This is a genomic window from Candidatus Brocadia sp., assembly GCA_021646415.1.
Classification (GTDB): Bacteria; Planctomycetota; Brocadiia; order Brocadiales; family Brocadiaceae; genus Brocadia.
In genome coordinates this window covers 75,041-100,703 of sequence record SOEU01000005.1, presented here as the reverse complement: position 1 = coordinate 100,703, position 25,663 = coordinate 75,041, and the positions used below count along the sequence as shown (strand labels likewise).

26 protein-coding genes and 1 riboswitch are annotated in these 25,663 nt (G+C 41.9%); of the genes, 15 read left to right on the top strand and 11 right to left on the bottom strand.

Translation table 11 applies throughout. The features are described from left to right. Nucleotides 1–112: 112 nt before the first annotated feature. The 7 genes from E3K36_06055 (at nt 113) to E3K36_06025 (ending at nt 8,825) form a co-directional block, all read left to right on the top strand. A complete protein-coding gene (locus tag E3K36_06055; protein MCF6154810.1) occupies nt 113–1,276 on the top strand; it encodes an IS4 family transposase in 1,164 nt (387 codons plus the stop codon). Between the two features lie 577 nt (nt 1,277–1,853). Then, nucleotides 1,854–2,924: a hypothetical protein gene (locus tag E3K36_06050; GenBank protein ID MCF6154809.1), complete on the top strand. Its 1,071-nt coding sequence runs from the start codon at nt 1,854–1,856 to the stop codon at nt 2,922–2,924. Beyond that, the gene (locus E3K36_06045; protein MCF6154808.1) at nt 2,921–4,024 is read left to right on the top strand and encodes an RnfABCDGE type electron transport complex subunit D; all 1,104 of its coding nucleotides are present in this window, start codon (nt 2,921–2,923) and stop codon (nt 4,022–4,024) included. The genes E3K36_06050 and E3K36_06045 overlap by 4 nt, the downstream gene beginning before the upstream one ends. Before the next feature lie 130 nt (nt 4,025–4,154). After that, nucleotides 4,155–4,874 (top strand): FMN-binding protein, encoded by a 720-nt coding sequence (locus tag E3K36_06040; GenBank protein MCF6154807.1) that lies wholly within the window; start codon nt 4,155–4,157, stop codon nt 4,872–4,874. Then, the gene (locus tag E3K36_06035) at nt 4,868–6,283 is read left to right on the top strand and encodes a hypothetical protein (protein MCF6154806.1); all 1,416 of its coding nucleotides are present in this window, start codon (nt 4,868–4,870) and stop codon (nt 6,281–6,283) included. Before E3K36_06040 ends, E3K36_06035 begins: the two co-directional genes overlap by 7 nt. 15 nt (nt 6,284–6,298) lie before the next feature. Then, complete coding sequence (locus tag E3K36_06030; GenBank protein MCF6154805.1) at nt 6,299–7,927, top strand: 2Fe-2S iron-sulfur cluster binding domain-containing protein; 1,629 nt, start codon at nt 6,299–6,301, stop codon at nt 7,925–7,927. A gap of 166 nt (nt 7,928–8,093) precedes the next feature. After that, a complete protein-coding gene (locus E3K36_06025; protein ID MCF6154804.1) occupies nt 8,094–8,825 on the top strand; it encodes a DUF3047 domain-containing protein in 732 nt (243 codons plus the stop codon). A 110-nt stretch (nt 8,826–8,935) separates the two neighbouring features. Here E3K36_06025 and E3K36_06020 read toward each other — a convergent pair whose 3' ends face one another. From E3K36_06020 to E3K36_06005, 4 genes are all read right to left on the bottom strand, one after another. Next, nucleotides 8,936–9,643: an SDR family NAD(P)-dependent oxidoreductase gene (locus E3K36_06020; GenBank protein ID MCF6154803.1), complete on the bottom strand. Its 708-nt coding sequence runs from the start codon at nt 9,641–9,643 to the stop codon at nt 8,936–8,938. Beyond that, entirely contained in the window at nt 9,633–10,586 is a 954-nt protein-coding gene (locus tag E3K36_06015; GenBank protein MCF6154802.1) for an ISL3 family transposase, read from the bottom strand. The genes E3K36_06020 and E3K36_06015 overlap by 11 nt, the downstream gene beginning before the upstream one ends. Continuing rightward, a complete protein-coding gene (locus E3K36_06010; GenBank protein ID MCF6154801.1) occupies nt 10,583–10,852 on the bottom strand; it encodes a hypothetical protein in 270 nt (89 codons plus the stop codon). Before E3K36_06010 ends, E3K36_06015 begins: the two co-directional genes overlap by 4 nt. A gap of 311 nt (nt 10,853–11,163) precedes the next feature. Beyond that, nucleotides 11,164–11,445 (bottom strand): hypothetical protein, encoded by a 282-nt coding sequence (locus E3K36_06005; protein ID MCF6154800.1) that lies wholly within the window; start codon nt 11,443–11,445, stop codon nt 11,164–11,166. A gap of 238 nt (nt 11,446–11,683) precedes the next feature. Here E3K36_06005 and murB point away from each other — a divergent pair, with 238 nt between their 5' ends. Continuing rightward, nucleotides 11,684–12,586 carry a UDP-N-acetylmuramate dehydrogenase gene (murB, locus tag E3K36_06000; protein ID MCF6154799.1) on the top strand — a complete coding sequence of 301 codons (903 nt, stop codon included), beginning with the start codon at nt 11,684–11,686 and terminating at the stop codon, nt 12,584–12,586. A 246-nt stretch (nt 12,587–12,832) separates the two neighbouring features. On the opposite strand, the gene E3K36_05995 is transcribed toward murB, so the two are convergent. Continuing rightward, nucleotides 12,833–13,285 carry an Hsp20/alpha crystallin family protein gene (locus E3K36_05995; GenBank protein ID MCF6154798.1) on the bottom strand — a complete coding sequence of 151 codons (453 nt, stop codon included), beginning with the start codon at nt 13,283–13,285 and terminating at the stop codon, nt 12,833–12,835. A 268-nt stretch (nt 13,286–13,553) separates the two neighbouring features. Here E3K36_05995 and E3K36_05990 point away from each other — a divergent pair, with 268 nt between their 5' ends. Beyond that, nucleotides 13,554–15,299 carry a DUF1858 domain-containing protein gene (locus E3K36_05990; GenBank protein ID MCF6154797.1) on the top strand — a complete coding sequence of 582 codons (1,746 nt, stop codon included), beginning with the start codon at nt 13,554–13,556 and terminating at the stop codon, nt 15,297–15,299. 67 nt (nt 15,300–15,366) lie between these two features. After that, nucleotides 15,367–15,478, top strand: a riboswitch (cyclic di-GMP riboswitch). Between the two features lie 145 nt (nt 15,479–15,623). Continuing rightward, nucleotides 15,624–16,178 (top strand): hypothetical protein, encoded by a 555-nt coding sequence (locus tag E3K36_05985; protein MCF6154796.1) that lies wholly within the window; start codon nt 15,624–15,626, stop codon nt 16,176–16,178. A 73-nt stretch (nt 16,179–16,251) separates the two neighbouring features. Here the strand turns inward: E3K36_05985 and E3K36_05980 are convergent, their stop codons facing one another. Genes E3K36_05980 through E3K36_05970 form a run of 3 tightly spaced genes read right to left on the bottom strand, consistent with a single transcriptional unit; the run spans nt 16,252 to nt 18,205 of the window. Beyond that, nucleotides 16,252–16,755, bottom strand: a complete 504-nt coding sequence (locus tag E3K36_05980) for a type 1 glutamine amidotransferase (protein MCF6154795.1) — start codon at nt 16,753–16,755, stop codon at nt 16,252–16,254. A 53-nt stretch (nt 16,756–16,808) separates the two neighbouring features. Further along, entirely contained in the window at nt 16,809–17,612 is an 804-nt protein-coding gene (locus E3K36_05975) for an acyltransferase (protein MCF6154794.1), read from the bottom strand. Then, nucleotides 17,609–18,205 (bottom strand): hypothetical protein, encoded by a 597-nt coding sequence (locus E3K36_05970; GenBank protein MCF6154793.1) that lies wholly within the window; start codon nt 18,203–18,205, stop codon nt 17,609–17,611. Before E3K36_05970 ends, E3K36_05975 begins: the two co-directional genes overlap by 4 nt. A gap of 99 nt (nt 18,206–18,304) precedes the next feature. Between E3K36_05970 and E3K36_05965 the strand changes: the two genes are divergently transcribed. Then, nucleotides 18,305–19,096, top strand: coding sequence for an MBL fold metallo-hydrolase (locus E3K36_05965; protein ID MCF6154792.1), 792 nt, complete (start codon nt 18,305–18,307; stop codon nt 19,094–19,096). 16 nt (nt 19,097–19,112) lie between these two features. On the opposite strand, the gene lpoB is transcribed toward E3K36_05965, so the two are convergent. The 3 genes from lpoB to E3K36_05950 all read right to left on the bottom strand — a co-directional run bounded on the left by lpoB (nt 19,113) and on the right by E3K36_05950 (nt 21,625). Beyond that, entirely contained in the window at nt 19,113–19,706 is a 594-nt protein-coding gene (lpoB, locus tag E3K36_05960) for a penicillin-binding protein activator LpoB (GenBank protein ID MCF6154791.1), read from the bottom strand. 82 nt (nt 19,707–19,788) lie between these two features. Continuing rightward, a complete protein-coding gene (locus tag E3K36_05955; protein ID MCF6154790.1) occupies nt 19,789–20,253 on the bottom strand; it encodes a DUF1425 domain-containing protein in 465 nt (154 codons plus the stop codon). A gap of 34 nt (nt 20,254–20,287) precedes the next feature. Beyond that, nucleotides 20,288–21,625, bottom strand: coding sequence for a hypothetical protein (locus tag E3K36_05950; protein ID MCF6154789.1), 1,338 nt, complete (start codon nt 21,623–21,625; stop codon nt 20,288–20,290). 301 nt (nt 21,626–21,926) lie between these two features. Here E3K36_05950 and E3K36_05945 point away from each other — a divergent pair, with 301 nt between their 5' ends. From E3K36_05945 to E3K36_05930, 4 genes are all read left to right on the top strand, one after another. Beyond that, complete coding sequence (locus E3K36_05945; GenBank protein ID MCF6154788.1) at nt 21,927–23,129, top strand: efflux RND transporter periplasmic adaptor subunit; 1,203 nt, start codon at nt 21,927–21,929, stop codon at nt 23,127–23,129. Between the two features lie 2 nt (nt 23,130–23,131). Continuing rightward, a complete protein-coding gene (locus E3K36_05940; GenBank protein ID MCF6154787.1) occupies nt 23,132–23,851 on the top strand; it encodes an ABC transporter ATP-binding protein in 720 nt (239 codons plus the stop codon). A 41-nt stretch (nt 23,852–23,892) separates the two neighbouring features. Beyond that, entirely contained in the window at nt 23,893–25,101 is a 1,209-nt protein-coding gene (locus E3K36_05935) for an FtsX-like permease family protein (protein MCF6154786.1), read from the top strand. Nucleotides 25,102–25,244: 143 nt separating this feature from the next. Beyond that, the gene (locus E3K36_05930) at nt 25,245–25,433 is read left to right on the top strand and encodes a hypothetical protein (protein ID MCF6154785.1); all 189 of its coding nucleotides are present in this window, start codon (nt 25,245–25,247) and stop codon (nt 25,431–25,433) included. Nucleotides 25,434–25,663: the final 230 nt, after the last annotated feature.

The following is a 25,663-nucleotide window of genomic DNA, read 5'->3' as shown; positions in this document are numbered from 1 at the left end:
AAAATAAAAAACAATAAATTTTTTTAGAAAGAGGTATTTTTTGCTTGACTTTTCGAAATAGGCAACAATGGCAAAATTTTTATAACACTTTAATCATAAAGGAGTTATAAAAATGCCATATACCATTGATCCGTTTTGCAAACAGCAAAAAATTCCCACGTTTCATGAACTGTTTATTCCTGTACAGAATATTTTTCATTCGGTGCCACCTCTTGAATCAAAAGGAAACAGGCCGTTGCAGATGAATTTCGAAAAACAACTCAAAGCACTTATTTATTACCATCTCGAAGAACATTCCTCAGGCAGAGATTTCCTTCAGGAACTCCAAGAGGATGATTTTGCCAGAACCGAAATAGCGCCTCCCGATGGTATCAAAAAGAGCAGCTTTTTCGAGGCCATCAACCACAGAGGCCTCGAACAACTCCTCTTTATTTTCACGAAACTTCAAGCCGATGCCGCAAAGGTGCTCCCCAAGGAATATGAACATCTGGGGGAACTCGTCAGTATTGATGGTTCACTCATTGACGCAGTCCTTTCCATGCATTGGGCAGATTACCGAAAGGGGGCAAAAAAAGCAAAAACCCACCTTGGTTTTAACCTTAACCATTCTATTCCATCAAAAATTTACCTTACCGATGGTAAAGGTGACGAACGCCCTTTCGTAAACAAAATACTCTCCCCTGGTCAGACGGGAATCATGGACCGTTATTATCAGTGCCATAAAGACTTTGATCTATGGCAGACAGAAGGAAAGCATTTTGTCTGCCGTATCAAAGAGAATACAAATAAATCCGTTATAAAAACCAATCCTCTCAAGCCAGGGAGCATAGTCTTTTATGATGCCCTTGTCCTGCTTGGAACACCCCAGGTGAATCAGACAGAAAAACCTGTTCGCCTTATCGGGTATTGTATAGACGCTAAAGAGTATTGGGTTGCAACTGACCGCCATGACCTTACTGCTGAAGATATCGCTTCTCTTTACAAGCTTCGCTGGAATATTGAAATATTCTTTGGTTGGTGGAAGCGCCACCTCAAGGTCTATCATCTTATCGCACGATCACAGCACGGATTAATGGTTCAAATACTTGCAGGGTTAATTACCTATCTTCTACTTGCTATTTACTGTCACAATAATTTCAAAGAAAAAGTTTCCATCAAAAGAGTCAGAGAGTTGAGAATCAAAATAAATAATGAAGCCAGAAACTTAAACTTTTCTCCTTTTGGCAACTACAATTTCAAAGAACATGCTAAAAATTATGACCACGCAAAAACTTAACCGGACAATGCTGATTTATGTTGGGTAATTTGCGTGGATAATGGGTAATTTTACCCTATTTCGTGAGGCTTCTTCCCAACATTAGTCGCTAAACAGCAAAATGAGAATAAAAATGGCAATAATATTAGTTTTTCCCCCACTTTTGAAGCAAAAAAGTTCATTTGACCCAGTCTGTTATGTTCTTCCCAACCTTATGTCTGGTTTTTGGATAGTCCCAAATGACCTGGTTCAGGCTGCAATCCTGAACCAGCGCGAGAAATTAAACATACTCATGGATGTTAGATAGAGTCGCGCAGCCCAACCCAAATTTTAAATGCCATGAATAGTTGATGTTGGGTTTTGCATACGTCCTACCAAACATACCGACTATACCAACTATAAAACGATAATTCCCTCTTTCTCAGCGGCTTGATTCAATTTTTCATCATTTCTCCATACCATCAACAAAATCGCTCGTATCCTCGTATCTATGTAAAGATCTCTTTCATAATGCAAATAAGTTTTCTTGACATCTTAAATCCTAGTTGATATTTTATGGAATCTTTTTAAATATAATGAAGCGTTGTGTGCTATTTAAATTATCCCTTTATTATCAAGGCTGAAAAACGTGTTCGTAAAAAAAGAAAATACGGGCTTTAAGGGTGGTTTAAATCTCCTGGATGTTTATCCGCTAAAATTTTGCAATATTATAGATGAGATTTCCTCTGACGGCATACCTGAGACATTTCAATTCCGTGTCCCTGACCAAAAGGTAGCGCATATTATTGTAAATCTCTGTCCCACCGAACCATGGGCATTACCCAACTGGGTAATCCTGAAACATAAAACTCCCGCGTTCCTCAACATGTTAAAAGAAATAAAAACGAGTTATTTCCCGGATGCAAGGTTTTCTCTAGCCATAAATGAAAAAGAAGACAGAGTTGTTGAAGATATAAAGAGTTTTGCATCCAATGAAGATTGGATACAGGTCTTTCCATTGTATGCGAAATATCCTCAAGACGACCCGGTCTTATTGATGAAGTCCATTCTGGGTATGGATGTTCATTTTGGTCAGGATACGAAATCGCTCGGCGTATTGATACTGGATGCCCAAACAGTTTTGGCTATTTATGAAAGTTGTATTCAGAGAAGGAACGTGAATTCGCGCTTTATAGTTGTTTCTGGTACGTGTTTAAAGGAGAACGAGATTATCAATGTGCAACTGGGGACATCTCTTGAAAAGATCATGAAGGACAGAGTAAAAGCTATGAGCAAGTATCGTGTGTTTATCAACGGTCCCTTACGTGGTCAAGAAATAACCGACTTGTCGCAGAAAATAGACTGGTCTGTCAATCATATTGTGGTCTTAGAGGAGATAAATCGGAAAGTAATGTTTCCCATGATCAAGTCGGATGAATTAGTATTGACCACAAACTTGCTTGGTGAATTACGGCGATGCGTCTACTGTAATTTTTGTGACGGTATTTGTCCGGTAGATTTAGAGCCCGCACTTTATTATCACAGTTATATGAGAGGAGAAAAGCATAAGGCGCGCCTTTATAATCTGGGAAAATGTATCGAATGCGGCTTGTGCAGCTTTATCTGTCCGTCGAAGTTAGAACTCTTACAAATCATTAAAGAATGCAAGGCGCTGGATAAACAAAAATGAAAAAATTACTCAAACCGATAGAACCCATTCTCGATAAGGGTCTTGACAATGTGGAATCTTTTATTCATACCCATCCTAAAGTAAATTTTCTCTTTGGCGCCATTTTTGGAGCGTTTGACGGCCTTCTCCGAAGTTCTAAGGAAACGACGCATACGCAACCCTTTATCCGGAACAATTACGATGTGAAACGGTTTATGGGTGCGGTGCTGGTGGCATTGGTAGCCGGATGGGTATTACCGGCCATGTATTTTTATGGCTGGCAGTGCGTGGCAACCAAACTGCTCGTTTCATTTGTTGTTGGTATATTTGTTGTGGATGTGATCTGGGCTATTGTTGCCCGGGAGGAACATATCAGCGAGGGTGGATTTGTTTCTTGCCTGTTCATCCCGGCCATTTTGCCCCCGCAGGCGCCACTCTGGTTGGTAGGTTTGGGGGCGGCGCTGGCCATTATTTTTAGAAATATCATGGGTGGAGTGGGGAATAATCTTGTAAATCCAGCCCTTTTCAGCCGTTTGTTTTTAACCATTTGTTTTCCCGCACTTTTGGTTACCGGTTATCAAACGCCCTTTGTTGGTATGCCAGACCTCCATACCTTTCGCTACGGGCTGGATGCCGTTACCCATGCCACTCCTTTGACGGCATTCAAGGCCAATGGAGAAGTTGCATCGTATCTTTCACTGTTACTGGGTACGGCAAGCGGTTCTTTGGGTGAAACATGCCGGTTGGTGTTGATACTATCTGGTTTGTGGTTAATCAAAATGAGGGTTGCAAACTGGCGGATACCTGTGTCTTATCTGGGCAGTGTACTTGTCTTTTCGGTATTCTTCTCATTTATTTTGGGTAAGTCGGTTGCCCCGCCACTCTTTCAGCTTCTGAGCGGTGGATTGATCCTCGGGGCATTTTTTATGGCCACCGACCCCATAACGGCAACATACAATCAGACTGCAAAGTGGATATTTGGCGCCGGGTGTGGATTTGTTACCGTGCTGATAAGGGATTTTACCACATTGCCTGAAGGGGTAATGTATTCCATCTTGCTCATGAACCTCCTGGCCATACCGATTCAATCATTCATGGTGAAAATACGGTATCGTGTATGAGAATAACGCCAAAGCTTGGTCAGTTTAACCCAAACGGCATAAAACGACATAAAATGTATATCAAACGGTGCCATGACGAATAACCGAAAAATCTGTTTCATCTCTGAAATGTGCGGTTTCTTAAAAATACATGGAAGAACTTAAAAAAATTATACTTCGGGTTGTTTCGATCCTCCTGATTACCTTTTTGCCCTGCGCGGGGCTTCTGATGGTATATTTTTACACGTCTCCCAAAATTGCAGAATACTACGATGTGAAGGAGAAGCGTGCCGTATTGGATATTTTTAATATACCTTACCGTGTTAAGGAAAATAGAATATTAGGTTTTCATTTTAAGAGATACGACAAAAAGGATATCAAGGAGGTTTTTGAGAAAAACATAACCGTCGAAGAACCAACAGCGGTATCCTGGGATGTTCAACCGACCGACACGCAAACGGTCGGAGAAAGACCAAAGGGTGGGAAAAGGATATTCAAATATGTAAAAGACGGGAAACTGCAGGGTATTGGATTTGTTGAATCCAAGATGGGTTACGGTTACAACAAATCGAGTAGTATGTCTCTTTTTATCTGTGTTGAGCCTGATCTGGAAACACTGAAAGGTATTGAGGTGCTGGACCATAGTGAAACACCAGGTTTGGGAGGCAGGATTACCGAGGATCAGTTTAAGAGACAATTTATTGGGAAGAAGTTGAGACCTAAGATACTGGTGGTCAAGGAAAGGAAGGCTGGAGGTATCAATGAGGTGGATGCGATTACAGGCGCCACGAATACAAGCAAAGGAATCGAGTCTTTTCTGAATGATGCCATGAAAGAATTTTGGGAAGGGCAAGGGGATATTAAATGGTAGGGCTAAAGCGAAACATACGAAAAATTTCTAAATATTTCATGAGGGATAACCTTATCTTAACGGCCGGTGCCGGACTTGGGTTCTGCTCTTCCCTTGCGGTAACGAATAAACTGGAAAATTCCCTGACCATGGGAATCGGTGTAACACTGGTAACGGCTGGCAGCTTTTGCATGGTCTACCCCTTCAAGCGGCTTATATCTACAGCCGGGACGCATCATAAGATTTCCCTTTTGATGATTATTGTATCTGTCTTTGTGGCCATCTTTGGATTTTTTGCACAGGCATTTGTTCCTGAGATTACGGCCAATATAAAGGCATACATCGACCTTATTACGACGAATTGCATCGTGCTTGCCGTTATCTCCGAGGGGTTGACCGTTGACTTTTGGGAGGCGCAAAAGAAGATATTGAAGGCCTGCCTTGGATATTCCATGGCTTTGATCCTGCTTGCATTTTTGCGGGAACCTCTGGGTTTTGGAACTGTTATGGGCTTTCCCGTGCTTTCGGAAACATTCCCGAGGGTTGTTCTCATGGTTACACCGGTGGGGGGATTCTTTGCGCTTGCCGCCTTCAGGCTCTTGTTACGCCCTTTTCTTCTCAGGGCGGGGATTGTATATCAGGAGGTTTCTTCTTGTGAATGTGCCGCTGCTACAAACGGAGGAGTTCCCATTGTCACATCCCGTCCGAAGCGGGGAATTTCCAGGGTATCTTTGATTGCAATAGGGTTGGGTGCTTGTCTGTTTGTTAGCCTTATTATTCATATGCAAACAATCCCGACTCTTCATCAGCATTTCCTCATTCTTTTCCCTGTCCTGCTCAATGCCCTTTTCTTTGATGGGATTGTGCTCAGTAAACTGTTAGGGATATGCCCCTTGCTAAACAAATCACGCCAAATTGATGCGGCATGGAAGATGGGAGTCGCTGTGATTATTGTAATAACATTATCCACGGCATTAAACTGGTTGGTATATCATCAAATCCTGGTCAGGTGCAGTGATTTCCTGTCCACATATTCGCCTCTCCCTATCCGGTTAGAAACTATTTTCTATCTGACGGTCTTCATCGTTACTATTGCCGTGTTCGTGCAAATTTTGAGTGTGCTATTAAGGAAATTTGCAAAGAATGTATACGAACAGATGGGTCAGTTCCTGGAACTCATCACGGTCAACTGTATTGTCCTTGCCAGCGCCACGTTTACGATTCCTACAGGGGCAAAGTTTCTGGTCACAACCGTGACGGCGCTTGGATACGGACTTCACTGGATGATGGTCGTTGTGTGGCTTGCCTTGTTGAGACGTCAGCGTCTCTTCGTTCCAACTACGGCATGGGATGAAGATACCATTGCTATTTTGCTTTTGGGTATAATGGCTGCCATCTTTACTGGTATTGGTATGATTCATATATTTTAAGCTTGGAGTGAAACAATGACCATCCCCCTTATACTTGGTGCAGGTATACTTGCATTGTTGGTTTTGCTGCTCAGTATATTTAGCGAGATAGCCTACCAATTCTTTGGGCGCGGTGAAAAACGCAAGCTTACGGTATTGAGTGATGACGAGTACAAGAAGGAGTTAGATATCGAAGGGGGGGAAAGGCTTCTTTCTTTACTTCAAAATAGGGGATTTAACATTCCTGCCGCCTGTGGGGGTATGGCTACCTGTGGCCAGTGTAAGGTAAAACTCCTCACCGATGTTGGGACTTATACGGCTGTAGAAACTCCCCATTTTGACATGCGTACAAGAGAGGCAGCCAGGAAATTTTTAGAGCAGGGAGAAGGTGATGGATATGTGCGACTGGCCTGCCAGGTCAGGGTCGAAAAGGATATTAACCTGTATCTTCCGAAAGATACTTTGCATGTGAAAAAATACACCGCCCGGGTGATTAAGAAAAGGGCGCTTACCAGCGATAAGATGGAGGTGTGGCTCAAACCATCAAAACCTATTCAATATAAACCCGGACAATATATCCAATTAGCAATTCCTGAAGATTTTGTAGAAGAGCATTATAAAAAGTATGGGGACTTTATCAAGGAAGCCTGCAAGAACGTGGGAAAAGAATTCATTCCGTATATGCCAGGTACCACGCTGTACAGAGGATATTCTCTGGCTTCCACAGAGCCGGAACTTTTAAAACTCATTGTTCGAATGGCCCCTGTTGATCCGACCATGTCCATAGAAAAGGGCGGCCCTCCCTGCATAGGGCCGAGTTGTGTGCATAACTATATCCTGGAGAAAAGCCTGTGGAATTTTTTCCGTGGTGAAAAGATTCGTTTTACCGGACCATATGGCCATTTTACTCTGAAGGAGGAACCGCATACCGCCGTCTTTGTGGCTGGCGGGGCAGGTTTGGCGCCCATTATGGCACTTTTGGAACAATGGTTTCAGGAAGGCAGGCAGGATAAGGCGATATTTTTCCTGGGTGAAAGACGATTCCAGGATATTCCCATGGCTTATTTACCTAAGTGGTTAAACTGGCAAAGAAAGAACCACAACTATAAATTTGTGCCAGTGCTTTCAGGTGCATTTCGGGGCGATAATCCTGCCGAGCTGAATGATGTGGACAAAAAATGTCTTCATTGCGTTTCTCCGGAAGGCAAGCAGATTATCAAAGAACAAGGGCTTGTGGATGAGACGGACAATCAATGGAAGGGTGAAGTCGGGTTTATCGGGCCACTGCTGAGAAAATATCTCTCGCCTGATTTAAATATTGCGTTTTATCTCTGTGGGCCATCACCTATGACCGTTACCGTTATTGACGCAGCAGCCAACCAATTGAACTTGAAGAAGGAAAATGCCTTGTTTGACGACTTTACCGGCACCCTGACTCCCTCTGTAGACCTGATCTATCAAAAACTCGAAATCAAGGAAAAGATTTATAGCTTAAACATACCCAACGCCGACAAAATCATCGAAAAGATTGGCCAAATCCTTATCATCCAATTGATATTGAAAGACAAGATTGAAGAAAGCTACCGTTTCCTTGACCGGGTAAGAGAGTCACTTGGGAAGTCAGCACAGGAATTGGAATCGATGCTTCTTTCATATAAAAGTTGAGATCCGAAAACAAGCCTTTTCATCTTTCAAGGTTTTTACTTTGCTTGTTCCCAAACTCTGTTTGGGAACATCAATGTAACGAAACTCTGTTTCGTGTACAGTAAAATAATGAGGTGTAGTTGCTTATTTGATTATTCAAAAGATTTTCACAAGAAGTAAAATCTTGATGTTTAGTAATTTTAATGTTAAAGGGTGGCACGGACAAAGTTGTTTGTCCTTGGTCAACTTGACTATCTTTTTTTTCTGTACTTGTGCCTTTTCTGCTAAAATGTATTCACAAGATTTTTTTCCCATTACAGACTTTAGTAAGGAGGAACTGGCTAAAGGCGAGCCTGTGGGCTGGAAGACCCACAAAGGTATTTGCAGGGAGATTAAGAACAGGATTATGCCAAAAATAGTGGAAATAGAAGGCCGAAAGATGCTGTATGTGAATGCCCGCGATAACGGCTCTATCCTTTTTAAACCGACTGGTTTAAACCCGAAAGAATATCCCTTTTTGAGCTGGGACTGGAAGATATCCAACATCCTGCCGGAAAGCCGGGAAAAAGAAATCGGTGGCGACGATTACCCTGCCGCTGTGTGTGTGGTTTATGGTAAGACGGTTCTTTCCATACCATATTGGTACAGGATATTAATCTATGTTTATGGAAATAACGTGCCTGTGGGGGAACGATTTGAAAATCCCTGTGAGGTCAAGGCAAGGATGATTGTCATGCAGAGTGGTGAAAAAGATGCGGGGAAATGGCTCAGTTACAAGGTGAACCATTACCAGGACTATATCAGGGAATTTAGAGAGGAACCACCCAGGATTATCTATGTAGGGATTCAGACCAACGCCGACCGCACTCACGGAAAGGTTGAGGCATGGTACTCGGATATTTTTCTGAATAAATACTAACTCAAGGTTGGGTAATGCGGAATGCATCAACATAATCCATCGAGTTTCCCTTTGGAAAAGGGGATTTAAGTAATGATGGGTTTGCTTTGCTTAACCTATCCTTATAAAAACTAGATTCTGTTATGGATAAATTCAGGCATGGTTTTCATTAACCATCCAATAAGTCTCCATCTTTTAGTGATATAGGCATGTTTCTTTTTTCTTTCAATAGCATTATAAATTTGTTGTGCCGTTTTCTGTGGAGAAGCTACCCAAAAAAGACCTTCACCTTTTGCAAGTGCTGTATCCACAAAACCTGGCTGAATGTCAGTTACAATAATTGGCAAGCCCTTTTGTGATATTTTTTTTCGTAGTCCTCCATGTAATTTGAAATAAAGGCTTTTTGATGCGTTATAGGCTGGAGAACTACTATCACCTCTTAGAGTTGCTATTGACGATATACCTACTAAATGACCCGAACCTTTTAACAAAAAATGATGCATAGCAACATTTGCCATTGCAGTAAAACCAGTGACATTGATATCAATAGTTTCTCTTTCATCGGACCAATGCAAATCGTTATTAATAAATCCGATACCTGAACTGATTACAATAAGATCAACATCTCTCATTTCAGAAATCAGGTCGTTCAGTTGATTCATTGCTTCATCAGGCTTCGCTACATCAATATGCTTGATAAAAGAATCGTTAGGGAGTCCGTCCTTAAGTTCATCAAGTAAGTGCGTACGCCTTCCTGCAAGCCCAACAATATAATTATTGGGTCTTCTCCCTATCGAGTGGGTAAAAATGAGCCATTTTTGTTTCGAATTAACTATCAGGCAGCATGCAGGTCAAGATTTTGAGCCGGAGATATTCTTCGTCTCGTAGACCATAAGCTCGGCGTTGAATGACTCTGATTTTATTGTTCAGACCTTCGACAAATCCGAGCGAAACCTTATTTTCGGGTTTGCAGAAGGCGGCGATGCCATCCCAGTGGCGTTCAACCAGTTCTGCAAACTCCTCATAAGGCTTAAGCCGTTGCCATTTTAACGAGGCCTTCCAGTTATCAAAAAACTTTCTGGCCCAGGCCTCTGACGTATAGCTCCATAACTGTCCAAATGTCTCTTTGAGGACATATGCTGTGTTCAGCCGTTTGTTGGCAGTCAGAAGCGTCTTTAATGCCTTTCTCCCGTCTATCGTAAGGTTCTCACGATGAGAGAGGAGGGTATATTTCTGACCCTTAATGAACTTACGATCTTTGCCACTCAGTCTGGCATATTCGCTCTTTCTCACTTTGTCTAAGGCATCGTTCAGATGCCTTATGACATGAAATTTATCGTAAAGGATGGCAGCCTGTGGTGCGTGACAACGGGTGGCATTTTCAAAGGCCTTCCACATGTCCATAACCGCAAGCCGTATCTTCTTGGTTTTGTGCAGCCCCAGCCCGTCATAGAAGAGATTCATGCTCTCTTCTGAACGGTCTTTGCCACCAAACCAAATCGCTCGCTTCCTCTCAAGGTCGCTCACTACGATGCGGTAACTGTGACCTTTACGAATAGAAATTTCATCAATACCGATTACCTTTGGACCTGGTTTTCCGGCACGGCGGAGTTTCTCCCGCAGGTACTGCTTCTCGAGTTCCTTGACGGTCTTCCAGTCCAGGCGCAATTCCTCGGCAACGTCTTTAATCGTCTGGGTATTGCATCGCTTGCCAACATAGAAGGCAAAGCGCTTGGTGTAGAAAGGATTATCCGCAAGGAACTCCAGCTTCTCTTGCTTCACCTTGTTGCAACTAAGACAGAAAACACGGCGAATCTCAAGTTCGAGGTACACACGCCTGTTGCCGCAGGAAAGATCACGAACTTGCCTATCTTTGCGGTCATAGGTGGTTCGGTGTACTCTGCCGCAGGTACCGCAGACGGTTTTTTTCCCTGTCGGGTGAGCTTTATTACTACGGCATTGGAATCACCAAAAACACCTGATACCTTATGCTGTGGCTTAAAACTACAGAACTGATATGCATCATACAGTGATCGTTTTTTTCTCATGCAATTTTATATCACATTTTTAGATGCAGAAACAAGCGTAAAACTCTCTCAAATCAAGGGTTCTGAGACTTTTTCCTCTCATTTTTACCCACTCGATAGGGAGAAGACCCTAATTATTTTGGGATACAACTTTGGCTAATTCTTTTCCTATTCCTGATGTTGCGCCAATAATGATTGCTTTCTTCGCCATATTATTTTTGTTTCATTTCTTAACTTATAATGTTTGAACTCTGGCAGAGGAAATGCGTGGCGTTTCCGATTGCCCGAAGCGAAGGTCAGAACGATAAGACAGAAGCATGAACTACCGCAGGTTACCAGGTAACTACATCGAACCAGCAGTATTTCGTCTCTTTCGTCCAGCCATGCTCGTCCATAAAGACGACCTTGACATCGACCCTGCCTGTGCTGCTACTTGCGTAGGTCTTGCAGGTGAACGCTTTCCACCCGGTATCGTATATCGTTTCCGAATAGCTAATCGCGCCACTCAATTCAAAGGAGACTTTCTTAACCGAATCATCGTCCGTCTTAGCCGTTACCTGCACCTGTTTCTCCGCGTAAGCACGAGATGGGCTTTCCAACCAATATGAAGCCATGATTACCTCCCCAGGTTTTCCCTCCGGACGTCTACATGGGATTATACTGCCTATATGCAGCCTTTTATTACGGCTATCATGAAAATTTATGTTGCAAATATATAATAAAGTGAGCTATTTTGTCAATAAAGATGTAATATTTAAAGTGTCGTAAGCGGTAGACAGTTGGCAGTAGACAGAAGATGAAAAATTTTCATTGCCAACTGCCAACTGTTTACTGCCAACTGTTTACTGCCCTATGTCACTGAACATTCCAAACCTAGAAAAGAATAAACTCTTAGCCCCATTTACCACATACAAAATCGGTGGGCCGGCGGATTTGTTTGTCGAGGTTCATACCATTGATGAATTAATACATGCCTTATTAGAGTCTCGCCGTAACGGCATTCCCTTTTTTTTACTGGGCTGCGGGGCTAATATTTTGGTTACGGATAAGGGGTTTCGGGGGTTGGTGATTCGTAATTTAGCAAATAAAGTCACCTTCTCCGATAACGGTAAAGTAGTGGCAGAAAGTGGTACAATTGTTGCTGATCTTATCGTGCAATGTTGCGACCGTGGTTTATCCGGATTCGAACATTTTGTCGGTATTCCCAGTACCGTTGGCGGGGCTATGTGGCAGAACTTACATTTTTTATCACCCGACAGAAAGCGGACGGTGTTTGTTGAGGAAATAGTACAGACCAGCCGCATTCTTGCAGAAGATGGGCAGTTTTGTACGGTCAGGGTTGATTACTTTCAGTTTGATTATGACAAGAGTATCTTGCAGAAGCGGAAAGATATTGTGCTTGATGTTACATTTCAACTCAGTCCAAAGCAGAAAGAAGAAATACAGGCGGTGATGGATGCAAATATGGCATGGCGTAATGCAAAGCAGCCGCAACTAGCAGAATACCCAAGCTGTGGCTCAGTATTTAAAAAAATTAAAGATGTTGGGGCTGGAAGGCTAATAGAGCAGGTCGGGCTTAAGGGTGCACGTATTGGTGGAGCGGAGGTATCGAGGAAACACGCAAACTTTATCGTCAATACAGGCAATGCCAGGGCTGCCGATATCCTGCAGTTAATTCAGCATGTGCAGGAGGAAGTGAAACGGAAATTAGGTTACGACTTGGAAACAGAGATTACGGTAGTTGGAGAGTTGTAACTGCGAATATTATAGAGTGGCTTATCTGCTATTAAAATATGTAGTAAGCAATAGCCAGTTGACAGTAAGCAGTTGGCAATGGGAATTTATACCTTCTGTCTATTGCCAACTGCTTACTGTCAACTTAAGACGAATGAGCTAATAATCACTTGAAAAAGAAGTTTCTCAGAATTGCAGTGAAAAAAATAAATAGGGCAAGCATCCTGTTTTGCTGTTCACAGAATACCTGCCCTGTTCGCCTTTACCTTAACCAACCTTTACCGAAATCTGTTTCGGCTTTACTTCCTCTTTCTTTTGCATGGTAATCTCGAGCACCCCGTTTTTGCACTCTGCCGTTACTTTGTTTGTGTCTACGGAGGAAGGGAGATCTATGGAACGTGAGAAACTGCCATAGCGTCTTTCCATGCGATAGTAATTTTTCCCCTTTTCCTCTTTTTCTTCCTTCTTTTCACCCTTAATTATGAGGGTATCTCCCTGGATCGAGATGTCTATTTCCTTCGGGTCCATACCAGGGATTTCTGCCTTCACGGTAACTTTGTCAGCCGTTTCCGATAAATCAATAGGTGGTACCCACGTACCCGCCATGCCAAATTCAGTTAACTCTCCTCCTCTGAAAAACCGGTCAAACATCCGATTCATTTCCTCCTGCATGGAAGAAATGGATGGCAACTGCGACCACTTTATCAAATCTTTAGCCATACGATTGCTCCTTTCAAAAAATGAAAATGAAAGATATGAAATACATTTACTTTATTGTGTTAGCTAAAACAGTGCCAATTATGGATTTGTCTATATTTTTTTGTATAACCTATTGCAAAAAAATAATTTATAAGATAATGATGGTATTCATCTTGGTATGATTAATGCTGTCAATATGGCAGTGTTGCGTTATAAAATGGCATTATTTATGAAAGTAATTTTTAATTTTCTTGAAAATTTTAAGTAAAGTTTGCTAGTATATTGAGTTATGGAAATAAACAGAAATACGATAATTAAAGACCTCATCGAATCTCATCCAGAGACACTCGCTGTATTCAAAAAGTATAACCTTGTCATAGCGGGCGGGGTTCGTGGGCCTAATGAACCCATAGCCTTTTTTGCCAAGGCGCACGAAGTTGATTATGACACCCTTGTTAAGGAGCTCAACGAGGCTATTGAGAAGGGTGGTGGGGAGCATATTGAAATCCCAAAGCTTGAAGAAGACAAGATTTATGAAAAGTTTGTTAAAACAGCGATTGTTTTAACGCTTACCGTAGGTGTGACATTTGGCGCCATCATACTGAGTTACATCGCTATTAAATTAAATTTTAATTCAATTTATTATACACTCATTCAGGCGCACGGTCATGCGCAGCTTTTTGGCTGGGTGGGACTTTGCGTTATGGGCTTTGCCTTATATATTGTACCGAGGGTAAAAAATGCCGAACTCAAACACAGGAACCTGACAAACCTCTGTTACGGACTCATTATAACAGGTATTTCGCTAAGGACTATATTACAACCCATGCCGTTTCATGCCATCAGGTTCTTACTTCCCATATCCGCTATCTGTGAGATTACTTCGATATGTCTCTTTGCATTTATTATCTTTAGTACCATATTTTCCAGCAAAGAAAAGGTTGGCATCTTTGATAAGTTTTTCAAGGCGGGAATTATCTGGTTTCTCATCTCCACGTTCATAAATTTTGGGATGATATGGTATATATATAAACATGCTATTTATGAAATTCCCAAGGTCGTTTTCAGTCCTTTTGTGCATCTCTACCTCTTCGGTTTTGTATTCATGTTCATCTTTGCCATAAATATCAGGACGGTATTTGCCTTTCTTGATATCAAGCCCGTCAGAGAAAAGGCAGTCGATTTGACGTTTTGGGTCATGAATATATCGGTTCCGATTTATTTTGTTACCCACATGTTTGCGAATAATAGCATTGTTGCGCTTCGGCTTTCACAATTTATCGTATTTCCTATAGCCTTTGCGATTATCATGTTCATATACGGTCTGCGTATCTTTGAGCGGTCTACCAAGGAACTTCATGACGTGGTGATGGACAGGAGTTACGCCAAAACTATTCGCACTGCATATATCTGGCTCATTGTCACCACGGTTATTCTGCTCATAATCCCATTTCTGGGGCATGGTTCCGAATTACAACGAAGGTTTCACGGATCACTGAATCATGCCGTTACTGTGGGTTTTATCACGATGATGATTATTGGGTATGCATCGAAAATGATCCCTACGTTTAAAGGGATCGACATGTATAGCTTAAAATTATCAAACATTACCTTTATCTTATTGAACACGGGTTGTTTTCTTAGGGTATTTTCACAGATATTAGTGGGCACGAGTGGAGGCAAGACCATATTCTATGCTACTATGGGGAGTTCTGGTTGGTTTGAACTAGCGGCATTGGGTATCTTTGGTTATAATCTGTGGAAAACCCTGAATACTACGCAGGAGGCAAAACCGCTGGTCTCCGCTAAGAAGTTAACCGAGATCACAAAGGACACAAAGGTCTTTGATGCAGTAGACCAATACCCGGAAACGCTACAAATATTTCTCGACTTTGGGTTTAGTCAGATGGCGAACCCGGTGATGAGAAACACTATGGGCAGGGTTGCAAGCATAGAAATGGCAACCAAGATGCACAATGTTGATATTGACAAATTCCTAAAGGTCCTTAACGACAAAATTGCTTCAAAAAAATAAAAGCATTTTGATTTTTTACTTGACGTAAATACCATGAGTATAATATAAGTATCCAGAAAGAATAACATAACGATAAAGGCAAACCCTGAGCAATCAGGGGACGCAAAGTAAAGGGTCTTGCTAGCCGTTTAAGCGGTTTAAACAGTTTAAACCGCATATGAGACAGCCTTACTGCCGAAGATGGTAACAAATGTCTTTGCAGTAAGGCTTTTTTATTTTATGGATGTCTTGCAAAAAGTTTCGTGCACAACCCTATTACTCTGTGGTAATCGTGTATTACTTTATTAAAACGTAAGTGTGCTATTTTGGAAAGGAGGCAGGAAAATGAAAAAAGCTGGTCTATTGCGTATTACAGCGAGTTGTTTGGTTGTTGTAGCTGCGGTAGGTATTTCCTATGCATGGAAGGGTGGTATAGTTCTTGCGAAAGAAGATATAGAGGCCAAGCATAGTGCAGAGCCTACACCTACCCGTTCATTGATGCGAGTGATCAGTTCCCATATGTCCAGGATCCTTGAGGCCATAATGGATGGTGATCATGATGCTGTAATTAAGGAGTCTAATGCCGTTGCAGAAAGTAGTCAAGCCATAATGAAAAATTTCTTTCCTGAGGGTGGACAAGTTGGAGAGTGGTTCAAAGAGACGGGTAAGGATCCAAAAAACGCTGAGGATGTACAGGCTGTAAAAAAGGATTTTGAAAAATATATGAAAACTGTTGCTGATGCCGCAAAGAATGTTGCCGAAACTTCAAAAAAGCACAATATTGTAGAAACGTATAAAAGCCTTGATGCAATGTTGAAAAATGCGTGTTTTACCTGCCATGAGACTGCCCGGCCAAAATGGCCAGAGTGGCCGGAATGGATGCAAATAAGCGGTGGTTAATCCCTTGCGCAGTATAGCATCACCAAACGTCGTCTCTCTTTCCCCGCCTTGCAGGGCGGGGAAAGAGGGGGGATTATAAGTTTAGTGTGTTCATCATCTCTCTTAAAAAAGCGGGTAAATCCGAAGGCTGTCTTGATGTGACAAGATTACCATCGACAACAACCTCCTTATCCTCATACATGGCACCGGCATCCTTCATTTCCTGAGCCACAGACTTATAACAGGTTGCATGTCTGCCTTTTAACAAGCCTGCTGTTATCAGTGTCTGCGGCCCGTGACATATGGCAGAAACGGGTTTGTTCTTCTGAAAAAAATGTTTTACTATTTCAATGGCTGCCCTTTCTTTCCTTATGGTTTCAGGGGCCTTTCCACCAGGGAGGATAAGAACATCATAATCACCGGGACTCACCTCCTGCAAAGTTTTGTCTACTGTTACCTCATAACCGTGCTTCCCCTTTATCTTGTCCTTTCTTATGGATGCAATGTCTACCTGAATTCCCTCTTCTTTTAATCGATAATACGGGACAAGAAGTTCAGAGTCTTCGAAATTGTCTGCGCTTATTATCAGTGCCTTCATAGCATTCCTCCTCCAATTTGTTTCGGATTTCGATATTCGAATTTCGAATTTGTTTACTCTCTTTCCTCACCGGGAATAACGAACTTTAACCGTCGGTCACTGAATAGATGATTCATTGGGGTCACTTGCTTATCACGTGCGATTTTTGGGTTAATTTCAAGAACGATTGCCTCATCCTGATCAGATGAGGCACGATATAAGACTTCCCCCTTTGTCCCTACAATCTGGCTGGTACCGATAAAAGTAAGCGCTTCTTCCGAACGTTTCTCGGTACCGATACGATTAGCAGTAATAGCAAAGACCCTATTTTCAAGACATCGTGTTATCATAGCCTGTGGACAATACGGCAGGACAAGGTTAGCTGGGTGACAGATAATATCTGCTCCCTTTAAGGCCAGGTATCTTGGGACTTCGGGAAAGAACCAATCAAAACAGATCATGATACCAATCTTTGCATACCCGATGTTATAGACGTTCAATTCCACATTTCCCGGCTCGAACCACTTTTTTTCATTGTGGAATAGATGGAGCTTTCTATAGCAGCCAATGAATCCATTTGGTCCTGCCAATACAGCCGAGTTATAACAATGCCCTTTTTCCCGTTCAGACAGGCCTGCTACGATATAAAGATGTTTTTCTTTTGACAGATTGATCAGTGTACGTGTCGTTTCTCCATCAGGAACTTTTTCTGCCAACGCAAGGGTTTCTTCTTTTGATGTAAACTGATAACCGGTATTAAATAATTCCGGTAAGACCACCAGGTCGGCATCTAGTTGCTTTATTAGCTGAATAGCATTCTGTAGATTCTCATCCTTTTTCCCAAAAATGGGTGATGTTTGCAAAAAACCAACCTTCATCGCATTTCCTTCAAGTTAAAAACAAAACTTCGTTCTTTATTGAGTGTACTAAGGATTATGAGCGTGACCTCCTCATCGGGTTCTATATAATAATTTGGGAAATCATACCGACATGTGGCGCGATAGGTTGTGGGGATTCTGATTCCAATGTTTGCAGGTTTGGCATGTGTATCGTTTTGCTCATTGACAGGTTGAATAGGTTTATTTTTATACAATAATATTGCTCGATAATCCCTGGCAAAATCAGGAGAATTTCCATATAGTACAACACGAAACGACAAAATATCCTCCATCTCTGAAATAGACTGATATATTTGTGCTTCCGTTAACTTCCCGGCGGCCAGGGCTGCCTCTCTTGCTTCATACGCCAGGAGGCTGAATTTCGTATTTAATGCAGCCCATTCATATCCATCATTCGATACATTTACCCAATCACTGAAGAAGGAGATATAATCGAGGTCTTTGTTTTTTTCACCATATTCAATAGCCTCTTTGATTTGCTCATCAGACAGGAAAAAGTATACAGCATCCGCATCTTTGGAAAAGGCGAAAAGCAGAACCATCATCCACAAGAAAAGAAATTTTTTTCTCATTTTTATTCACAATAACACGAAAGAATCCTTGAAATCATTGCAAAATTATCCATATAATAATAACAGAATTTAGCCAATAGTGTATAGGAGAAAAACTGTTTGTCTGCCACAAATGGGATTGCAGAATTTATGAAGGTAACATTCCTGGGCACCGGTACTTCACACGGCGTTCCCATGATAGCTTGTAATTGCAGGGTTTGTACGTCTAATAATCCGAAAAATAAACGGATGCGTACTTCTGTATTGGTCAGTAAAAATGGGTGCAATATCCTCATTGATGCCACACCGGAACTGAGACTTCAGTGCATTAAAAACAATGTCACAAGACTGGATGCAGTGCTTATTACCCATCCCCATGCCGACCACATTTTTGGTCTGGACGATCTTCGGCGATTCAATATGGTTCAACATATGGATATCCCCATTTATGGCACTTCTAAGACACTCGCTACCATACGAAATGCCTTTTCCTATGTTTTTAACAACGAATCAGATCCGGGTGGTTATAAACCCAGATTTTCTATGAACGTCATTCATGATAAAGTAAAAATAGGCAGCCTTTCTGTCGTGCCTATAGAAGCGATTCACGGTGGTGGGCAGGTAACGGGTTACCGGTTTGAGAAATTCGCTTACATTACCGATGCAAGCGAGATACCAGCCGGATCGCTGGAAAAATTAAAAGACCTGGATGTACTTGTTTTGGGAGCACTTCGCTATATCCCTCACGTAAAACACTTCAGCATCGAGCAGGCATTACGTATCGTCGAGCAGTTAAAACCACGGAAGGCTTACTTTACTCATATGTGTCATGATATTGAGCATGAAGAAGACAACAGGAAGCTTCCGGCGGGCGTCGAGTTTGCCTTTGATGGACTCGTGATCGATTTTTAATGAATATAGGTATTCTCTACCAACCGAAAAAGCTACGCTCTGAAATTTTTCGTATTTCTTTTTCGTCTGCCCATTCAATAATACCTGTTTCCAGATGCATCAGATTAAGAGTGAATTTATAATAAATGTCGCGAACATCTTCAGCTTTTTTTACAATGCTCGAAAAATTACCGTAGAGCATATATTCAGCCCCAATCTGCTGACCAAAGGCTGCGGCTGTGGCTTTATTAACCATGCCACTTTCATTTTGGAATTCAAACTGTTTCTCAACAGCATCTACCTTTGTCATGTCAACAAATCGAAACTTGCCAGAACGCAAGATCTTCGTCCTTATAGAATCAGTAATTGATTCTGTATCGATATGTTCTAACGTTTTATTTTTAATGGTATTTACAAATATAACAGGGCGGCGTTCATTGGTCACCTGTACAATGGGGGGAAAGGTAAGGAGCGAGTCAACCATTTTGTTAACAATCTGCTGTAAATCGGTAGACCCAAAGTCGGTTGTTGTTGTTTCGACCTTTGTGGCATCTTCATACTTTACGCTCGTAGAGCACCCTGTAACAATTACGATACTTAATCCGCATACAAATTTCTTTAACCCCGGCATTCTCTGTATCCTCCTTGTTTTATAATTCTCATACGTTTATCTCAAATTTGAAAAGGGAAAAGCTCGTGCCTCTTTCATCAACTTAATCGTTATGCAACTCCCGTATTTTTATCTTAAATTCTTTAGCATTGGGATTAGGAGCGACACCTTGCAATGACTTGGATTCGTTTCCATAGAGTATTACAGGAGTCCATGCATCGGTGTCAGGGTCTAATTCGCGTCCGCCTTCATCAAACCAGGAGAACTTGAACTGCAAATTTAAGGTATCATTGTCTTTGTTAAGCAAAAAGACATGAGCCCTGAGCAGGTTTCCAACAAAATCAGATTTCATATCCACTAGTTGAATGTTCCGGGCTAAACTGTCGTTATGAATGATCACATTTTTTCTGTATACTGTTTGCCCGTCTTGTCCGGTAGTTGCAGACAGAGAGCCTTCAATACCAGCTGTGGTGGAACAACCAATGAAGGACAATGCCATCAAAATAATTATAAACCCATAATAGTTTAATTTTGTATGCTTCGAAGTTACTTTTGTATGGCTGGACATGATATGTATACCTACCCTTTCCTGATCCTTCTATTTAAAAAGTTATTGATGTAGTGTAAAGTTCTGATTTTATCCGTATCACTCTTAGTATAGTTTTTTTATTTTGATTTATTAAAATATCAATATATGAGGATGCTTTCGATGCTTCATGTACCAGATGCAAACGATGTGCTCCTTCCGGAAGATGAATACGCATGATCTGAACATCTTGTGGTAATGTTAACCAGCTTCTTACGTCTGCCCTCTCCGAAACTACATTGTAAAACGAGGAAAATATCTGTCCTAAACTTCCTGCTGAATCTTTTGCCTTTTGTTGAATGGCAGCCTTGGCTGCTGCCCTGATGATGTGTCTGATGACCATGGCAGGTACTTTTTCCTTTAACGATTTCACAGCCAGTGCCTGTACATGGCAAATAGATTCCGCCGTACCCAAAAAACCGCTACCACCGGATTCAGACAGAGAAAGCGGTTCTACCTCAGACCATTTTATATGATAAATAGGAAACGCAATTGCCAATAGACCATTTGGAGTAGGAATCGGGATTTGAATTTCCCTTTTTTGCGGAACCAAACCATTCTCAAAGAATACCACAAGCTCTCCGGTTTTCCCACCACCCGTACTCTTCTTACCTTTAACAGAGTTGATGCCAAACCGGGAAGCATAATCTTCATATTCCTGGTTCATTTCAAGATCTTTTGCCAGGCGCATTACATCCCGTTGTAAGTAAGCATTGTCAGGAAATATTTGAAGGGCTTTTTTATAGTCAATGTACGCATCGTTCGGTTGATTCAGCAATTCATATACTATTCCGGACATATAAAATGTGTAAGCATTTTGGAAAGAGTTCTTTACCTTGCCGGCAACATCATCCATACCCTGATAGGCTGAATTAAGATTGTTATAGGCCTGTTGTGTATCAATCTTTTTGTCCCTTGCCTTTTCTTCCGCCCTGGCAAGTTCCTTTTCATGCATTTCTAATGCTAATTTCTGTTCAAGATTTGCACGTCTGACCTCAACGCCAGCGCCTTCAAGATCTTTTTTCGCCAGATAGTTAAATGCCTGGAATTGGTACATAAATACTTTTTCATACCCATCTCCCCTGTAAGGAATGGTGTTATCATTTGCTAATAAAGAGGCGGTCTGTGCTCCAACATCAGAGGCGCTTATGACTGCCTTTTCCTCCATCTGACGAACAGCTGCTATGGCTGCCTCAAAATCTTTCATGCTTGAATCTGTATCATTCTTTATCTGTGCAATACGACCGCGCTCCAGGAGATAGAGAATTTTGTCATTGCTTTTCCGGTACTTATTAAGAATTTTAAGGGACTTGTCAAACTGGCGGGTTGCGAGATCGTCAATCAACAAATTCATTTTAGATGTATAAGAAGTGAAGACGCTTGTAGTGGAACAACCGGCGACAGGTAGCACAAAAAAGACTGAAGCGCAAAAAAAAAGTCGTCTCAATCGACACAACATAAATCTATATCTATCGGCCACTTTCTCGTCTCTTTGTCATCCCACGTAATGGCAGTCACTTCTTTACTCTTATGTATCTGTTTTATGATTGGAATTATATAGTTGAATTATAAGGTGTCAAGGTCATTTACACGAAAGAAGGCGTTTAAAATTGTAATTGCTATCCTTGGTAAATTGTATTATCTTAATTTAGCTTATGAAAAAATACATGATTATTGGTATCCTATGTCTCATTGCCATTGTCGTAGCGTCAATTTATTTCCTTGGCAATAAGGAATCTATTCACTACAAGACAGAAAAAATAGACAGAGAAAATATCAGGAGATATGTCACTGCAACCGGTACCATAAACCCTGTAAGAACCGTTATAATCGGTAGTCAGGTCACTGGCATTATTTCGAAACTGTATGTTGACTATAATTCTGAAGTTAAGGTGGGCCAAGTCGTGGCCCAGATTGACCCGGTCCCCTTTGAACATCGGGTTAAACAGGCGGAAGCAGCCCTTGCCACTGCTATAGCTTCCCTTGAAAAGGCCAAAGTGAATTCTAAAAATAATAGGAGAAATTACCATCGTTCAAAGAAATTGTTTGCTAAAAGTGTTGTCTCCATCGAAGAACTTGATGTTGCCCGGACTACATATCAGGCGGGTCTGGCTGATATAAAACTGGCCGAGTCGCAGGTATTACAAGCCAAAGCAGCCCTGGAAATTGCAAAAACAGATTTAGAACATACGGTAATTGTCTCCCCATTAAACGGGATTGTGATCTCCAGAAATGTGGACGTAGGGCAAACTGTGGTATCCAGTTTTCAAACTCCCACCCTCTTTAATATTGCCGAAGATCTGGTTCATATGCAGGTCAATACGAATGTCGATGAAGCCGATATCGGTATGGTTCAGGCAGGACAGGATGCAAAGTTTACGGTAGATGCCTTTCCTGAGGACCTGTTTGAGGGTAAGGTCTCCGAGATCCGTATGGCACCTATTATTTTTCAAAATGTTGTGACATACGATACGATAATTAATGTCGATAATACATCCCTGAAGCTCAAGCCCGGAATGACGGCAAATACTTCCATTTTAGTGGCTAAGGCAGAGAACGTTTTAAGGGTTCCCAATGCGGCACTGCGATATACCCCTTCTGAAATCTTAAAAGGAGAAGTAGATAAAAAGGTGCTTGCTGACAGGAAATTAGCTAAAAAAACCGTCTCGCACATTTGGGTGTTAGACAAGGGAAAATTGAAACAAGTGGCTGTGAAGCTGGGAATAGGTAATGATAGCTTTACAGAAATCCTGGAGGGTGATGTAAAAGAAGGCCAGGAGGTTGTGATAAGTGAGACCCTTCCTAGGGCAACTGTAAAAGGCCAGCAAAGGGTTCCCTGGAGCAGAGGCCGTTATTGAACATGCATGATATCGTATTGTTGAATGACATCTATAAGATATATACGATGGGAGAGTTTAAGGTCACGGCCTTAAAAGGGGTGTCTTTGTCTATAAAAAAAGGGGAATTTGTGGCTATTATGGGGGCATCCGGGTCAGGTAAGTCCACCTTGATGAATATACTCGGATGTCTCGATAGTCCCACCCGGGGGAAATATTATCTGGAAGGTGTCGAAGTTTCCCGGTTTTCAAAAAATGAGTTGGCCGAAATCCGGAATAAGAAACTAGGATTTGTGTTTCAGAGTTTTAACCTGCTCAGCCGGACTACGATAGTAGAGAATATCGAACTTCCCCTTATTTATAGTAGGAAAATATCCGGAAAAGACATCGATAAGATTCATCAGATAATGCGTATTTTGGGCCTTGAGGGGTTTCAAAAACACTATCCCAATCAACTATCCGGTGGACAACAGCAGCGCGTTGCTATTGCACGTGCCATCATCAATGACCCCACCTTGCTCCTTGCCGACGAACCAACGGGAAACCTGGATAGCGCTACCAGCAAAGATGTCATGAACGTACTCACCGACCTCAATCTTAACCTGGGTATTACCATTGTGCTCGTTACCCATGAAACAGATATTGCCGGATACGCCCGCAGGGTTGTTGTTCTCAAAGACGGTACGGTGTTAAGCGACACTCCTTCTCCATCCGCCGCTACGCCTGTGGTTCAGGCATCTTGAGAAGCAGCCTTATGGTTTTATAATGAACGACTTTTTCGCCTATGACGGCACTTTTTAAAATAGCTTTACGTGCAATTATGAGGAACAAGTTACGTTCCTCCCTGACGATCCTTGGCATCGTTATTGGTGTTGGCGCTGTAATTGTTATGGTAAGTATCGGGCAAGGAGCCAAAGCCTTTGTTGAAAAACAACTGGAGAGTTTAGGGACAAACGTCCTTATTATTATCCCCATAAGTACCACACATGCCGCTGCCAGGGGTACCACAGGAACCATCACCTTAACGGCAGAAGACGCCTTTGCTATAGTAAAGGAATGTAGTGCCGTAAGTTATATTTCGCCCGGTATCAGGACAACCACGCAGGTTGTTTACGGAAATATGAACTGGACAACCGGGGTGTCGGGGGCAGGACCTGACTATCAGATTATACGGAACTGGCCGTTAAAAGACGGGAGATTTATTACTCAGCAGGATGTAAATACCATGGCAAAGGTTTGTGTCCTTGGGCAGACTGTTGTAACCAATCTTTTTGGAACGTTGGACCCCGTTGACAAGTGGGTTCGTGTAAACAATATACCATTTAAAGTAATCGGTGTACTGAGCGCCAAAGGACAATCTCCTACAGGCCAGGATCAGGACGATATGGTTCTCCTGCCATACACGACCTTACAGAGAAAGATTATGGGGGTTACATATATTGGTTATATGCTTGCTTCATCGACTACCGCAGAGTCACGGTTTGAGGCAATCGAACAAATTACTTCTCTTTTAAGGCAACGCCACCGGCTGAGATCCAATGAAGAGAATGATTTCACGGTTATCAGCCAGGTAGAATTTGCCTCAACGGTGATGGAAACAAGTCATACGATGACCGTTCTCCTCGGTAGTATTGCATTAGTATCCCTGTTTGTAGGTGGTATCGGCATCATGAATATCATGCTGGTTTCCACAACCGAAAGGACCAGAGAGATTGGCATCAGAATGGCAGTCGGTGCCAAGGAAAAGGATATCCTCTTCCAGTTTCTGATAGAATCTACTGTTCTTAGCTCCATTGGTGGGATAGTCGGGATAATTTTTGGCATTTTCACGTCAAAATTGGTTTCTTACTATGGGGGATGGCCATCGTTACTATCTTCACCATCTATCGCCGTTGCATTCCTCTTTTCAAACATGGTCGGTATCTTCTTTGGTTATTATCCGGCGAGGAAGGCGTCGAGGCTTAACCCGATTGAGGCGCTCAGGTATGAATGAAACGGTGATTTGAGTTAAAAAGAAGATTGAATATATGTTGATTTTCGTTTACATTATTGATTTCTTAAAAATCATGTATTACTAGTATCTGTGATTTACAGAGAATTATAATGCACCAGACAAAAGTTGAAAGGAGCCATACCATGAGAATTTCTGTTGAAGGCAAAACAAGGATTAAAATGATTCCGGAATCCGAACACGAGAAGGAGAATCTTGAGGCACTATGGAAGATACTGATACGCTGTGAATCGGACAGTAAAGTACTTTGTCCTGTAGGCTCATACATAGCTTCGCAAGATGATGGCGCCAACTTTGTGATACAGGATCAGTGATTCCATTGAACAGCGTGACAGAATGTCAGACTTAAAAACCAAACGACATTCTGTGCTTTATGGCATCTTCCAAAACCCTGTTATTTCACCAGGCTAAATAGTTATCTTTTTTTAAATCAGCAAATATTTTTTTCTTTACGGAAATAACAGCCGCGCCACATGCGTTTGTCCTGGCAATTTTAGGTAACAAGTCCTTTGGAAGCGTAGTATTTTCACTTTGTCCCCGGAAT

Bases quoted from the DNA above. Each gene is read 5' to 3' on its own strand.
- E3K36_06055 (MCF6154810.1), top strand. From the start codon at position 113: ATGCCATATACCATTGATCCGTTTTGCAAACAGCAAAAAATTCCCACG.
- E3K36_06045 (MCF6154808.1), top strand. From the start codon at position 2,921: ATGAAAAAATTACTCAAACCGATAGAACCCATTCTCGATAAGGGTCTT.
- E3K36_06040 (MCF6154807.1), top strand. From the start codon at position 4,155: ATGGAAGAACTTAAAAAAATTATACTTCGGGTTGTTTCGATCCTCCTG.
- E3K36_06035 (MCF6154806.1), top strand. From the start codon at position 4,868: ATGGTAGGGCTAAAGCGAAACATACGAAAAATTTCTAAATATTTCATG.
- E3K36_06030 (MCF6154805.1), top strand. From the start codon at position 6,299: ATGACCATCCCCCTTATACTTGGTGCAGGTATACTTGCATTGTTGGTT.
- E3K36_06025 (MCF6154804.1), top strand. From the start codon at position 8,094: ATGTTTAGTAATTTTAATGTTAAAGGGTGGCACGGACAAAGTTGTTTG.
- E3K36_06010 (MCF6154801.1), bottom strand. From the start codon at position 10,852: ATGAGAAAAAAACGATCACTGTATGATGCATATCAGTTCTGTAGTTTT.
- E3K36_06005 (MCF6154800.1), bottom strand. From the start codon at position 11,445: ATGGCTTCATATTGGTTGGAAAGCCCATCTCGTGCTTACGCGGAGAAA.
- murB (MCF6154799.1), top strand. From the start codon at position 11,684: ATGTCACTGAACATTCCAAACCTAGAAAAGAATAAACTCTTAGCCCCA.
- E3K36_05995 (MCF6154798.1), bottom strand. From the start codon at position 13,285: ATGGCTAAAGATTTGATAAAGTGGTCGCAGTTGCCATCCATTTCTTCC.
- E3K36_05990 (MCF6154797.1), top strand. From the start codon at position 13,554: ATGGAAATAAACAGAAATACGATAATTAAAGACCTCATCGAATCTCAT.
- E3K36_05985 (MCF6154796.1), top strand. From the start codon at position 15,624: ATGAAAAAAGCTGGTCTATTGCGTATTACAGCGAGTTGTTTGGTTGTT.
- E3K36_05980 (MCF6154795.1), bottom strand. From the start codon at position 16,755: ATGAAGGCACTGATAATAAGCGCAGACAATTTCGAAGACTCTGAACTT.
- E3K36_05975 (MCF6154794.1), bottom strand. From the start codon at position 17,612: ATGAAGGTTGGTTTTTTGCAAACATCACCCATTTTTGGGAAAAAGGAT.
- E3K36_05970 (MCF6154793.1), bottom strand. From the start codon at position 18,205: ATGAGAAAAAAATTTCTTTTCTTGTGGATGATGGTTCTGCTTTTCGCC.
- lpoB (MCF6154791.1), bottom strand. From the start codon at position 19,706: ATGCCGGGGTTAAAGAAATTTGTATGCGGATTAAGTATCGTAATTGTT.
- E3K36_05955 (MCF6154790.1), bottom strand. From the start codon at position 20,253: ATGTCCAGCCATACAAAAGTAACTTCGAAGCATACAAAATTAAACTAT.
- E3K36_05950 (MCF6154789.1), bottom strand. From the start codon at position 21,625: ATGAATTTGTTGATTGACGATCTCGCAACCCGCCAGTTTGACAAGTCC.
- E3K36_05945 (MCF6154788.1), top strand. From the start codon at position 21,927: ATGAAAAAATACATGATTATTGGTATCCTATGTCTCATTGCCATTGTC.
- E3K36_05940 (MCF6154787.1), top strand. From the start codon at position 23,132: ATGCATGATATCGTATTGTTGAATGACATCTATAAGATATATACGATG.
- E3K36_05935 (MCF6154786.1), top strand. From the start codon at position 23,893: ATGACGGCACTTTTTAAAATAGCTTTACGTGCAATTATGAGGAACAAG.
- E3K36_05930 (MCF6154785.1), top strand. From the start codon at position 25,245: ATGAGAATTTCTGTTGAAGGCAAAACAAGGATTAAAATGATTCCGGAA.